Here is a 14255-nt window from a genome sequence, read left to right on the forward strand (position 1 = left end):
GAATTGGACTGCATTGTTTTATTTTAGCCATGAAGGCATTTCGGAATCTTTTAAATAATAATCAAACCACTGCTCAATGCGACAGGTTAAGTCTATAGCATTTTCTTTTCCTGTTATATCATGGCCCTCACCAGGATAGGCAAGCATAACATGTGTTTTTCCAAGTCGTCGAAGGGCCATATAGAATTCAAAGCTTTGTGTGGGCACCACCTGCTGATCTTCAAGACCAGTCCAGGAAAGCAAAGGAGTTGTGACATTTGAAGCATAAATAACTGGTGAATTCTTAAGATAAATATCCATATCTACATAAGGGGAAACTTTCATTCGGGCTTGTCCATATTCTATCTTGGCAAAATTAGGGGTATTGCTACTTTCCGATACGGCAAGATAGGAACTAAGGAAATTGGACGTGGCCGCTCCTGCTACAGCACATGCAAAGAGTTTGCTGTGGGTTATAATGAAATTGACCTGAAACCCTCCGAAGGAGTGTCCGATAAGTCCAATTTTTGTCTGATCAATATCATGCTCTTTTAAAACAGATTTAACGGCTGCTTCCACGCAATCTACTGCAGACAATCCGACATTTCCAATCTCGTAGGTTATATCGGGCAGAAACACGAAATAGTCTTTTGCTGTAAGATTGGCAATATTGAAACCATCCCCGTTGTATAGGGTGGGAAGATAATAATAATGGGCCTGGTAGGATTGCTTTTCATAGATGTGCACCACCATGGGATATGATTTCCCTTTTTGATAAGTAGCCGGGTAATATAAGATGCCCTTAAGAAATTCTCCTTTTTGATTTTGATAGGTGATCATTTCTCTCTTTGTCCAGTTAAAGCTCTCCTGCTGGTGATTACTTTGCATGACTAGAGTCTCTTTACCCCGGGGCTCTTTAGCTTTAATTTGCCATGGTAGGTCGGTATCTTCCTGCACCCAGGAAAGGATGTTGTTTTTACTTCTTAGAATGGTACTTATTCTTTTATCTGTATAACATATCTCTGAGAGGCCTTTTTTAAAATCCCAGAGGAAGATCCCGTTATAAAAATTGTCAGCACTGCGCGAAGTGAGCAGTAATCCTTGTTTTAGATTAAAAATGCCGTTGGTATAAATTCGGCTGTCGAGCTGTTTTTGCTCACTGCGGGTTTGAGCCACAATCCGGTAAATCATACCTTTTTCCCGCCCCTTTGTGAGTCGTATAGCAGAACTACCATCTGGTGAAACTCTCCAGATGTCATATTGATCGTAAATAAGCAAAGAGTCATCGCCTGAGGTCCATCCCGGATTTCCGTAGCTCTCGTCCTGATTCATCTCACCGGGAACGCTGAGAGGGTATGGAATCTTACTGTTGACCTGCGCGTGGCTGTCTTTAGGAATATCATATACATACCAATTGCCCTTTTTAAAATAAGATATATATTTTCCACCGGGAGAGGCTATTAAATTAGTGTTACTGCCAGAGTGTTTTTTGAGTAAAAGTTTTCGCTCCCCAGTGTTAAGGTTGGTTATATAGATATCTCTGTCACCTATATCTTTGCTTTGGGGTTCATAATCATGCGGATTGAAAGTCAGAGCATAACTGAGATCTCCTGCCGCTGCCCCATGAGGGAGTTTGCTATCCGTAAATTGCAGAAAACGGTCCGATTTTGGTTCCCAAAGAGCCTGTTTGTCTATGATATTCCAGTCCTGAATCTGTTTTGCCATAGGATAAATGGATTTATCGGCAGCATTCCAGACCTGAACTTCATTTTTGTTATAAGTACGATCAAGTTCCCTTCGCTGCCTGATTCGAAAAAAAACTTTTTTATTATCATTTGAAATTTTAAGTACCCTGCTTGAGGCAATATTCATATCCTTGGGAAAGACAGAGGAAGCTGTAGAAAAAGTGGAGAGGTTTTTTTTTGCCACCTGATAATAATACAATGTGGATTCAGCCTCCCCATAATGCAAAAAGGCGAGGGCATCTGCATCATTCGACCAGATGAGTCCTTGAAAAGAGGACCCTTGGTAATGAGCTATTGTAAGGGGCTTGTCAAAGGCTCCTGTCCTTACCAGACTAAGAGTACTCTTGTCATTCTCTTTTATCGAAAGTGCTATCTTTTTTTTATCGGGACAAAGCGCATATCCCATTACGTTATGCTGGGTATGTAATAATCGGCCTTCTAAAGTATAAATTGTTAGTGAAGAGTTTTCTTTTTGATCGGACATGGTAAGGAGGTAAGATCCGAAAACATCAAAACTTTTAATGTTTTTCAATACTTGACCGGTGCCTTTTTTCAAGGAGAACAAATGCAGTTTATTCCCTGTTGTCTTGCATACAAAGTGATCAGCAGTAAATTGCCCTTGAGACGCACCGGGGAAGAAATAAATCCTGCCGGTTTTTCTCTGGTGCAGGAAAAGCGAATCGGCAGTTGGGTATGATTTTGTGTAACTAATCCATTTACCGTCATCTGAGATTTCTTCTGCGTCGAGATAGTGCCATAAAGGATAATCTGCCTCTGTGAGATTTTTTTTTTCTTTATTTTGTCCCTTTACAGGGAAGCAAACCAGTATAAAAATAACCATCAGTAAAGTAAGTAATCCATTAGTACCTGAGAGGTACCTATTGTTATTGAGATCTGCATTTTTCATTAGTAGCCAGTATTTTGAGGTTCCAGGTTCGGGTTAAGATTTAGTTCTCTTTGAGGTATTGGCAAGAGCCGGTCAGTACTCTGCCAGGAAGCCTTCTTTTCTGTGAGCTCTTTATCGAGGGCCCCAAAGCGTTTAAGGTCCATAAAACGGTGTGCAAACTCAGTGAAAAACTCTACACGTCTCTCGCGAAGAATGGCCTGAAGGATCTCTTCCTGGCTAATAGCGGTAGTGTTTTCCAGTCCTGCCGTATTTCTTATTTTGTTAAGGTCTTCCCTGGCGGTGTTTAATTCCCCTTGTCTTGCTCTTGCCTCAGCCCTTATGAGGTACATTTCCGCCAGACGCAACACGATCGTGAATTCTGTCTGTGGTGTATTGGTGCCCATTTTTTTATACTTATAGGCATGATACCAGGTGCTGGTTCCTTTTACTATGGATCGGATCCATTTGAGTTTTCTCTTATCGCCACTTTCAAATGCATTTATAAGATCGTTTGTCAGGGCAACAGCCAGAGGTGGGCCTGAATTAAAAATGAAAGTTGTTCCATCGTCGGTATTCCTTGTTGCTGATCGAGGGGCATATTGCCAGATCGTGGTGGTGCTTTCTTTGAGAAATACCTCATTGAGGTCTTCCTCCCAGGGATAAATGGCTGTATTGCTTATGAGCTGGGTGGTATTGGCCTCTGCATTTGCCCAGTCGCCCAAATTGAGATACACCCTGGCAAGTAAAGCCTTGGCTGCATAAGAATTAGGAAGCGTGCGGGCAGGATCACTATACACCTCGGGTAACAAGCTGGAGGCTTCCTGAAGATCTTCTATGATCTTTGAATATAACTCAGGCAAGGGGAGCCGGCTAAGGGTGCTGTTGAATTTGTAATCCGTTCGGGTAACATAGGGCACATCCCCCCAGAGCTGGCACAAGTAAAAATGGATAAAGGCCCGTGCAAATTTTGCCTGTCCGATAAGCCTGTCTTTGTCCTCTTGGTGGAGCTTTTTTGACCCCGCAACACCCTCTATCACGGCATTGGCCGCGTAAATCTGACTGTAGGCGTTGTTCCACCAGGTAAGAAGTGTAGGGTGTGTTGGGATAAGGGTATTGGTGTAAAAATTAGCCGACGACTGGGTACTGTTTCCATACCAGTTCAGCTCGTCACTATACAAACCGATCTCTCTGCTCATGCCGGTTTGTTTGCCACTAAGCATTCCATTGTCGCGTATTTTGGCAAAAACACTACTCATGGCAGAGTTTGCCGTATTTATTTCTTCAAATACAGCAGCGGTGTTGAGTTCGGCCGCGGGCATATCGGTCTGGGTAAAACTATCACAGCTGCCCAGCATAATTACAATAGCGCTATAGATCAAAAGAAATATGGAGTTCAATGAATGCTCTTTATAAGGGACGATAAAAAAAGTCTTGTTGTTCATTTCTAAGTGTTTTAGAGATTAAAAATTCAACTGTAATCCTAGGGTGACTATTCGAAGCGGGGGCAGGAAACCAGCTCCTATAAACTCGGGGTCGGAACCTTTGAAGGAAGTGATGGTCAAAAGATTCTGTCCTTCAAGGGTAATCTTGCCGTTGATATTTTTAAGCCATTTTTGTGGTAATTCATAACTCAGGGCAACATTTTTTAGTCTGATAAAAGAGGTGTCTGTAATTCCTGCATCACTGGCCAAAAAACGATAAAACGCATTCTCAACATCGCCGTTTGCCCCCGATGTATAGATTTGTGTGGTAGCGTTATTCCCCACAGATTGCCAGTGATCAAGTACCTGTGTGGATTGGTTGTTCATAGTGCCTGCCGGAGTAAGGGTTCGTGGAATATCGTAATTCTGCTGTTTTACAAATTGGAAAAGGAAATCCAACTGCCATCTCTGGTAACGCAGGTTATTTTGCAGACCACCAAAATATTGAGGGTTTAAATCTTTGATCGTTTTTTTATCTTCGGTCTCGGTAAGCAGGCCGTCACCGTTTACATCCTCAAAGGTGTAAATACCGCTTTGAGGGTCAATTCCGGTGTAATGATACATTTTTAGAATATTGAGAGGCTTACCAATTACATAGTTGTTTTGATAGGTCGAGCTCTCAAGATTGGGAAAAGATAAGAGCTTGTTTTTTGCAGCAGAAAAATTCAAAGTGGTACTCCAGCTAAAATCTGTTGTATTAATATTCTTTGTTTGAAGACTAATTTCAATTCCGCTGTTTTGAACAACTGCATCAAGATTGGATTGTATATCAGCAAAACCGGTGGTGCCCGGAAGGGGAATGCCAACCAATTGGTTGGATGACTTGTTAAGATACCAGGCATAGGTAAGGAAAATGCGGTCTTTTAAAAAACCGGTCTCCAGGGCTATTTCAAGTTTTTTATTGGTCTCCCAGCCAAATTCAGAATTGAATAGTCTGGCTGGTTCCAATCCCGGAATACCGTAGGGAATACTGTTGGGGATATAGGTATTTAAAAACTGGTAGTTGCCAATCTGGTCGTTACCTGTTGTGCCATAACTTGCCCTGAGCTTGCCAAAACTCAAAAAAGTATTGTCCACAAACGTAATTTCTTTAGAGAAAATCCAGGCTGCACCAACCGCGCCAAACCATGCAAAACGGTTTCCGGGACCAAAACGGCTTGATCCATCACGCCTTGTGGTGAGGTTGAGTAAGTAGCGGTCTTTCCAGTTAAAATTGGCCCGTCCAAAGATGGATTGGTACTTATAGACTGAATCATCAAATCCACGGATAAAAAGATCAATGGCTGCCGCGGGATTATAGAGCATACTGTTACTGGTATAGCCGCTTCCATAGGTAGATAATGATTTATTATTTTGCCTTTGAAAGGTGCTTCCGATAAGTACATCGGTTTTTAAGGAACCAATTTGGGCCTTCCAGTTTAACTGCGGCTCTACAATCCACGATTGTCTTGCTGTGTCGGTGTAATCAACATTTGAATTCTCGCTGGTAAGCCCTTCCGAGGGGTTGTAGATGGTTGATGGGAAGGTACTGCTTTCATTATGTTTGAGATCCGTATAACCAAAACTGCTTTTGATCTCAAGTCCCTCAAATAGCCTGTAAGTTAATACCGTATTTGCCATCAGATCATAGGTCCTTGATTTTGAATGTCCGTTTAAATGCCGCAGAGGGTTCAAAAAAATATTGTTCTCCCAATTGAGTTCTCCCTGATCATTATACAGCGCAGGAGCATTTGGAGCTAAATTCCAGGCCTCTGTGGTAAGGTCTGTGGAAGCCTGCGAATTGTCCTGAATAGCATATCCGCTTGTAAAGCTAATTTTGAAACGCTCGTTTTCAGAGGTATGATTAATGTTGGTATGCAAATTGACCCTATTATAACTAAAGTCCCCCGGCATTACGGTCGTTTCCCGGCTGTAGGCGCCTGAGACCAGAAACTGCGTCTGGGCGGATCCTCCTGAGAGCGAAGCATTAATATTGGTAATTTTAGAGGTTCCTCCCAGTAATTTTTTCTGCCAGTTGGTATAGCGGTTTTGGTCCCACATTCCGTTGACATCATAGGCATTTTCGGGATATTCAGCAATACCGTCATTGGCAATTGCTTCGCGGCGCATCGAGAGGTACTCACTTGTGTTCATCATCTTCATAAAATGGGCAACGCTGCCTGAACCTTCAGAGAGTGATGCGCTGAACAGGGTCTTGCCCTTCTTGCCTTTTTTAGTGGTAATCAGTATTACGCCATTTGCTCCGCGAGAACCGTATATTGCCGTAGCATCAGCATCTTTGAGCACTTCAAGGCTTTCAATATCTGATGGATTGATATTATTAAGAGGACTTGTATTGCCGGGCATAACTACCATGGATAATCCGTTGCCGATTGCCTCGCTGGAATAGGGTACCCCATCGATGATATATAGGGGCGCGTTTCCATCGCGTCGTACAGTGTTTTGTCCGCGTATCTGTATATTGAAACCACCTCCTGCTGTGCCGGTCTGTTGGGTAATATTTACCCCTGCCATCCGCCCTTGCATGGTGGCCAGAAAGTTGGTCACAGGCTGGGTTTCAATATCCTTGGCCGTAATCCTTGCAATACTCCCCGTTCGTTCTTTATCTGTTACGGTATAATATCCTGCGTTGACACGAACCTCTTGCAGTGTGGTGGTGTCAAAAATTAACTGTACATCTACTTTTGTACGCCCATTTACAGGGACAAGAGCTGTTTTAAAACCAATAAAAGAGACGACCAAAGTATCTTTTGGGGAGGCAGAAATAGTGTACTGCCCACTAAAATCTGATATAGTCGAGGAGTTTAGTTTGTTTTTAATGGCAATAGTTACTCCAGGCAATGGATCAGTACCATCGGAGATGGTTCCTTGAATTTGATGTTGTTGAATAGAGAAAGATCTATACCGTTTATAAGTACTGGCTTGAAGAGATGAAAAAGACAAAGAGATTGCCAAAAAAAATAGGCAATAAAGAGCTTTCCCATCCTTGTAAAATGAAAAATTATTCATAATATTGGATTGGTTAGTTTAACGTTAGTTGGATTAGCTACGGTCCTCTATGCTAGTTTGGTGACGAAGTAGAGGGCCATTTTTTATGTATTAAGTAAACGGCTTAATAGGCATAATTTGATTTTTTTTTTGTCTATAGGTTCTGTTTTAAAGGTTAATGAAGGGAAGCCACACTGCCGTTTTCGTCTTGCAGCCAGATTTAGGCAGTACGTTTCCTAACAAACTAATTCAAAGATTGTTGTTACAACTTGCGAGACTTTAGAAGATTTAGCAGTGCTGTGAATTAAGAAGAGTTGTACCTGATTACTGGACATAAAAAAGGGCATGGAACTCAGCTTATCGTTTCAAAGGTACTTGGCATACCCACCCACAAATAAGTGAGCCCACGCCCGTAAGCGTGAGCAGTCTACTTATCATCCTGTGGGTTTAAACTGCCAAGTTTTTTGAAACAGGATTCAAAGCGAAATGCTTCAAATATTTTTATATGAAGAATCGCAAATTTACACTTCTTATTAGAAGTAATTGAACAAATATATTAAAAAATTACAACAGTACCCTATAGGGTATCAATAATTTTATTTTTTCCAATGAAATTTAACATATGAATGAAATTGACTTTATCCAGGAAAGAATAAAATTTGGAAAGCATGTTTTGAACTTAAGACGTAAAATTAAAAGCGTTGAATACCAGAACCGTCCAATGTCTCAACAAGAACTTGCTGATCGTAGTGATTACATAAACAAAAAGACTATTGGACAGATTGAAAGGGGTGAAGTAAATGTTCAATTTGAAACTTTATTAGCTTTAGCTCAAGTCCTAAACATATCATTAAAAGAACTTCTAGATTATTAGATATTTATAATAAATAGATAATTCTAAGATTTTAAATAATAAAAAAGATGCTTCGGCATCTTTTTTCTGTTCTAATGGAATTATAAAACAGGTAATTATACGTGGCTTGTTTATTTATTAAAAAGGTATTTTGCAAAATAATTTTAAAATTATGGAAAACCGTATAAGAAAATGATAGTGGTTCTGTAAGTTTGGCCTTATAACCTTATAAATGGCATAAAGTAGCCTGTATATATATACTGCAATAAGCCATTTTACTGCACGAGTAACCGAGTTAGGCTTAATATCTAAATAAGAGTCAAAAATATAACCATATCATAATTAAAAATGTATTTAGCCACCATAAAAGTTGAGAATTATAAAGGAATAGAATTGATTGAAACAGATTTCGATCCAAAATTGAATATTATTATTGGAGAGAACGGATGTGGAAAATCAGCAATTATTGACGCGATAAGATTATTATATAATATTGGTGAACCAATTAGAGAATTATCCGTATCATCGGATGATTTTTATCAAAAAGTAATAGATAACGGTGGAAATAAAATTATACAAAAATCAATTCTCATTACCATTACATATATTTTCAAAGGTTTATCAACTGTACAAAAAGGGGCCTTTTATGAATATATGGTGATCGACTCTAATAAGATTGAAGAAGATTATGCTAAAATCTCGATTTCTTATGAAGATAAAGATGGGAAATATCCAAATTTTTCTTACAACACAGGTAATATTGATGGTCAAAAAGCGGATTATAAAACTTTTGAGCTATTTCAACATTATTATTTAGGTGCATTAAGAGACAGTACAAAAGATTTATTGAGTACTAGAAATAACATTTTAGGAAAAGTAATAAGACGTTTTGTTAAAAGAGAAAAATCTGAAGCAGATATTGAACAAATAATAAAAGATGCCAATTCTCAATTATTAGCTCGTGATGAAGTTAAAAACACAAGAGATGGTGTCAATACTAATCTTCAAAATATTTTCAAAAAAGTTATTGATAATAAAATTGGTCTTAGAATTGAAGAAGCAAAAACAGAATATATTGTTAATGCAATAAAACCATATCTTCCTCACAACAGATCAACTTTAATTGACGATGGATTTCATTTATGGCAAAATAGTTTAGGATTAAACAATCTGATTTATATAGCTGTCGTGCTAGGAGATATAAAAGAACAGATTATAGATAACGGTCTTCCTCATTTTGCATTATTAATTGAAGAACCTGAGTCGCATCTTCACCCTCAATTACAATTAAGTTTATATAATTTCCTTAATAATGCTAATGCAACTGAAAATAGCCAATTATTTATAACTACTCACTCTCCCACTTTAACATCAAAAGTTCCTTTAAAAAATCTCATTTTATTGGACTGTGGTAAAGCGACAAAACTTGATAAACAATTCCAAAATCGCGAGTCAGAAAAAATAATTGAAGATACAACTAATAATAAAGAGTTATTAGATGCTGATTTTGAAAATAGGATGAAGAAACTTCAAAGATATATTGACGTAACAAAATCTCAACTTTTATTTGCAAAATCAATTCTTTTTATTGAAGGAATTTCAGAAGAGTTATTGGTTTCTGCATTTACTCATTTAGAAGATTATAAATTGGAGGATTATAGGACTGAAATTGTAAATGTTGGTGGCACATCATTCTATCCATTTTTATATCTTTTTAATAATTTAAATTCATTAGAACGAATAAATAAACCAATCTCAATAATAACGGATGATGATAGATTTACTGATTCTAAAAAATCTGATTATAGTTTTAATAAATTAATAAATGATAATTCTATACTTGATTCATTAGACGACTTAATACAAAAAGGAATTCCTGTTACAAGAATTAAAAATTTAAATTCTGTTAAAAATAATGCTGACAATATTAAGATTTTTGAATCATTCAAAACATTAGAATATGAAGTCGCATTATATAATGTAAATAACGACAGAAAAAAATTTAAAGAAAACTTTCTAGTAAAATATATTGAAGCAATAGAAAATGATAAAATATACAAAATCATTGCTTATATGTCAACATTTGCTAATGATATTATGACAGATGAAGAAGTTAGAAAAGTTGCAATTCTTTTATGGAAAAGTTTCCCTTCCAAAGCAGAATTTGCTCAAGACTTCTCAATTTATCTGTTGGATAATTTAGTCGAGGCAAAAGTTTCCTTTAAAGTGCCAGCTTATATACTTGATGCACTTAATCATTTGAAAAACGGTTTATAATGTATTTTGAAAATAAAGAAAGGTTAGCTTATTTACAAGCTAGAGGTAAAGTCATTCTAAATGCTTGTCCTGGTAGTGGAAAAACCACAACTATTGCAAAAAAAATTTTAGACCTAGAAAATTTAAAAGAAATAGGAGGACATTCAGGTGTTGCTTGTTTATCATTTACAAATTCAGCTAAAGATGAAATAAATGAGGCGTATAGGAAAATGAGTGGTAAATCGCTTCAATTTCCAAATCACGTATCTACAATAGACAGCTTCATAAATAAGTTTATTACCCTCCCTTTTTACAATTTACTTAATCGTGATTTTAATCGTCCTAAAATACTTGACCATACAAGTATTTTGGATGATATGTGGAAAACTACTTATATTGACAAAAAGGGAGATATACAAGAAGGTTTAATAAGACCTTTAAACAATACAGAATATAAGGCAAAAAATAATAGAAGTATATTTCATCTTTATCCCCCAAGCGAAATAAGAATTGAACCTAATGGTACGTTTTCTATAAATGGAAACCAACCATCTGTGGATAAAGTTGAAAGAGGAAACTTTGATAAATATTGTCAACTTATTAAAAGCAAGCAATTTACAAAAGGTTTAATATCGACTGGCGACTCTGCATATATTGCACTTTATTTGCTAAAAAAGAATCCTAAGATAAGTGAATGGCTAAGCTTAAGATTCCCTATTATCATAATCGATGAAGCACAAGATAATTCATTAATGCAGCATGCCATATTCGAGGAATTGATAAAACAAGGTTTAAAAAATATTGAATTAATCGGAGACCCTTATCAAAGTTTATATGAATGGAGAGACGCAAAACCAACCGAATTTCTAAGAAAGTACGATGAAGATGTAACTTGGCAGTCGTTTGATTTAACAGATAATAGACGTTCGCCACAAAATATTGTTGATATTTTCTCAAAAGTGAGGCGAGCAGCTGATTCTAAAATCAATAGTGTAGATTGTCACGAATTAGAAGATTCTATTTTTATATATAAATATTCAGCTACTAATCATCAATTAATAATTAAACATTACGACGACTTCTGTGCTAAACACAAGTACATAAATAGTTGTATAGTTGTTAGAGGAAATTCATTAAAAGATTTATTATTAGGTAAGAAATCAGAACAAAGACCTTGGGGAGTTGATTTACCTAAAAGTATTATATATGCTAAAAATCTGTATTTAAGTGGTGATCTAAAAAATGCGATTAAAGAAATAAGAACAATTTGTATTCCATTAATCCATTCCGATATTACAGACTACCATAAGTTGAAAGAGATTGAAAAAGAAAATAGTTTAGATCCTAATTTTAATTCTTTAATGATAACTCTTTTAGATGAATTACCAGAGTTTAACAAAACTATACAAGATTGGACAACTGAAACTCAACTTTTTATCAAGGATAAATTAAATTTAGGATTTGAAGTCAATTTTAATATAAGAAACAGAAAATCAAAGTATTTAGAAAGGTCAACATTAACGGAAAGCGTAGACGAACACTTTAAAAAATCATATTCAGCATTTAATATTCCTATAACTACGATTCATCAGGTTAAAGGTCAGACATTAGATTCAATTCTAGTTTTCTTCAATGAAAAAAAACACAAAGACAATATTACTTTTGAAAATATTTCGAACGTGGAAAATTCCTTTCCTGATGAGACAAAAAGGTTAATATATGTCGCTTTATCAAGACCTAAACATTTATTAGCAATGGTATTTCCTGAATCGATAACTGACAAAGCACTTAAGGAAAAATTTGGCGAAAGAATTAAAATTATAACAGAAGCTGAATTATAGCTAGTACTTGTACAACCACTTTCCACAAAGAATTTAGGCTAGGAAGTATGTTTTGTATTTCGAAAGATTTGGCAAATCCAAATTATGGGCTTACTTTAGTACGAAACCCGATATATTATCAGAGTTTTAGACAGCGTATTAGAATTGACGACCGCATTTAAAAGATGACTAAAAATTGAATGAAATGAATTTTACTCCGACATCAAATATTGCCAATAAAGTCAGAAATACTAGGCTTCCAAGAACTAAGCCTTTGTTACCTCTTTTTGAGCTGATTAGTAACTCAATTCATTCAATTGAAGAGGCAAGAAATAAAAGTATTATTAAAGTTAATGAAGGACAAATCGTAATCGATTGTATCAGAAATGGTTTGCCAGATACGTTAGAAAAACTTGTCGATATAGACATTTATCCTATTCATTCTTTTATTGTTACAGACAACGGAATTGGTCTTGACGAAGAAAACCTTAGAGCGTTTATTGAAGCTGACACAGACCATAAAATTGAGATTGGAGGAAAAGGGGTAGGTAGGTTTGTCTGTTTAAAAGCTTTCAAAGAACTAAGCGTAAAAAGTTTCTACATTGAAGATAATATAACTAAATCAATACAATTTGAATTCAAACCAACAAAGGAGGGTTTTCATAATTTCTCAAATCCTAAAATTAATGGTATTACTAATGGTTCAATTATAAAACTTAACAATATAAAAGATGAGTACCAAAAATCCTTGCCAAAGGAGTTGTCTGAAATAGCAAGGGAAGTTGTGGCTCATTTTCAATTATTTTTTATTAGAGACACAATTCCTAAGATATGTATTAGGAACCAAAATAGTTTACAATTTGATCTAGGAACGTTATTTAAAACTGAATTTAAATCGGATGTAAAATCTGGTAAATTCAATATAGGTGAAACAAGTTTTGAATTATTTCTCACTAAATCAACAGAATTTCAAAGCCACAAAATACATTTTTGCGCTCACAATAGAAGCGTAATAACAGAAGGTCTTTACTCTAAACTTGTTGACCTTGGCAAAAAACCAATTGAGGAAGAAGATTTTAAGTTCTTTTATCAAGCTCATGTAGTTAGTGATCTTCTTGACGAAAATGTTGATACAGAAAGAATTGGTTTTAATTTTCCTGATGGTGAAGAAGAAGATGAAGAATCGGTTGATGTAAATTTAGCTAAAGTTAGAAGAGCATCTATAAAATGTATTGAAGAACTTCTAGCTGACTATTTGGGAAACGTTCGTGAACTAAAAATAGAATCTTATAAACCTATAATTAATGAAGAATTACCTCAATATAAAAGCACAATGCACTTTAAAGCTGAGGAAGTCAAAAAGTTGCCTCCCAATTTATCAAAGGAACAATTAGATATTGAGTTATATAAAATTGACGCAGGTTGGAGACTAGAGGTAAAAGAAGAAAAAATAAAACTTCTTTCGGATGATAAAGATGTAACCACAAGAGAAGATTATAGAATTAAATACGAAAAATTTTTAAGCGATTTTAATGAAATAGGTAAATCTGATTTGGCTAGGTATGTGATTCATAGAAAAACTATCATAGAGCTTCTTGAACAATTAATTGAAACAAATGGTGAAGGCAAATTTGAAAATGAAGATCTAATTCATTCAGTATTTTTTCCTATTAGAACTTCTTCTGAAGAAGTTCCCTATGACAAACAAAATCTGTGGTTAGTTGATGAAAGGCTTTCATATCATTCATTTTTGGCTTCAGACAAGACGTTCAACAGCATTCCTCAAATATCTTCTACGGAAAATGATAGAAGTGATTTATTAATTTATAATGAAGCAATTGCATTTTCTGATTCAAAAAATGCTCCCCATAATTCCTTTACAATAGTGGAATTAAAAAAACCACAAAGAGATGATTATAAAGATTATGATGATAGTAAAAATCCTATTGAACAATCTGAAAAATACATTGAGCTATTATTAGATGGAAAGGTAAAAGGGAGAAATGGCCGTATAGTTGAAGTAGATAGAAGAACACCTTTTTATGTTTACATTATCTGCGATATCAGACCCTCTCTTGAGAAAATATTAGAAAGAAGAGAGTTTGATAGGACGCCGGATGGTTTAGGGTGGTTTAAAGTGAAAAGTAAATTTTATTCTGCATATTTCGAAGTAATGCCGTTTGAGAAAGTACTAGATGACGCAAAAAAAAGGAACAGAATATTATTTGAAAAACTAAAAATATAAAA

At 35.8% G+C, this 14255-nt stretch carries 7 protein-coding genes; 4 read left to right on the forward strand and 3 right to left on the reverse strand.

Annotated features, from left to right (window positions below; genetic code table 11):
* Positions 1 to 18 precede the first annotated feature (18 nt).
* Genes OLM58_RS16700 through OLM58_RS16710 form a run of 3 tightly spaced genes read right to left on the reverse strand, consistent with a single transcriptional unit; the run spans position 19 to position 6932 of the window.
* Entirely contained in the window at positions 19 to 2631 is a 2613-nt protein-coding gene (locus OLM58_RS16700) for a S9 family peptidase (protein ID WP_264529781.1), read from the reverse strand.
* Positions 2631 to 4052 (reverse strand): RagB/SusD family nutrient uptake outer membrane protein, encoded by a 1422-nt coding sequence (locus OLM58_RS16705; protein ID WP_264529782.1) that lies wholly within the window; start codon positions 4050 to 4052, stop codon positions 2631 to 2633. Before OLM58_RS16705 ends, OLM58_RS16700 begins: the two co-directional genes overlap by 1 nt.
* A gap of 18 nt (positions 4053 to 4070) precedes the next feature.
* Entirely contained in the window at positions 4071 to 6932 is a 2862-nt protein-coding gene (locus OLM58_RS16710; protein ID WP_264529783.1) for a SusC/RagA family TonB-linked outer membrane protein, read from the reverse strand.
* A 769-nt stretch (positions 6933 to 7701) separates the two neighbouring features.
* Between OLM58_RS16710 and OLM58_RS16715 the strand changes: the two genes are divergently transcribed.
* The 4 genes from OLM58_RS16715 (at position 7702) to OLM58_RS16730 (ending at position 14253) form a co-directional block, all read left to right on the forward strand.
* A complete protein-coding gene (locus OLM58_RS16715) occupies positions 7702 to 7953 on the forward strand; it encodes a helix-turn-helix domain-containing protein (RefSeq protein ID WP_264529784.1) in 252 nt (83 codons plus the stop codon).
* Between the two features lie 327 nt (positions 7954 to 8280).
* Positions 8281 to 10209, forward strand: a complete 1929-nt coding sequence (locus OLM58_RS16720) for an ATP-dependent nuclease (protein WP_264529785.1) — start codon at positions 8281 to 8283, stop codon at positions 10207 to 10209.
* A complete protein-coding gene (locus OLM58_RS16725; protein ID WP_264529786.1) occupies positions 10209 to 12029 on the forward strand; it encodes an ATP-dependent helicase in 1821 nt (606 codons plus the stop codon). Before OLM58_RS16720 ends, OLM58_RS16725 begins: the two co-directional genes overlap by 1 nt.
* Positions 12030 to 12213: 184 nt before the next feature.
* On the forward strand, positions 12214 to 14253 hold the full coding sequence (locus tag OLM58_RS16730; protein WP_264529787.1) for a hypothetical protein: 2040 nt from the start codon (positions 12214 to 12216) through the stop codon (positions 14251 to 14253).
* Positions 14254 to 14255: the final 2 nt, after the last annotated feature.

Origin of the sequence: Flavobacterium sp. N502540 (assembly GCF_025947365.1) — a bacterium.
In the GTDB taxonomy this organism is placed as follows: domain Bacteria; phylum Bacteroidota; class Bacteroidia; order Flavobacteriales; family Flavobacteriaceae; genus Flavobacterium.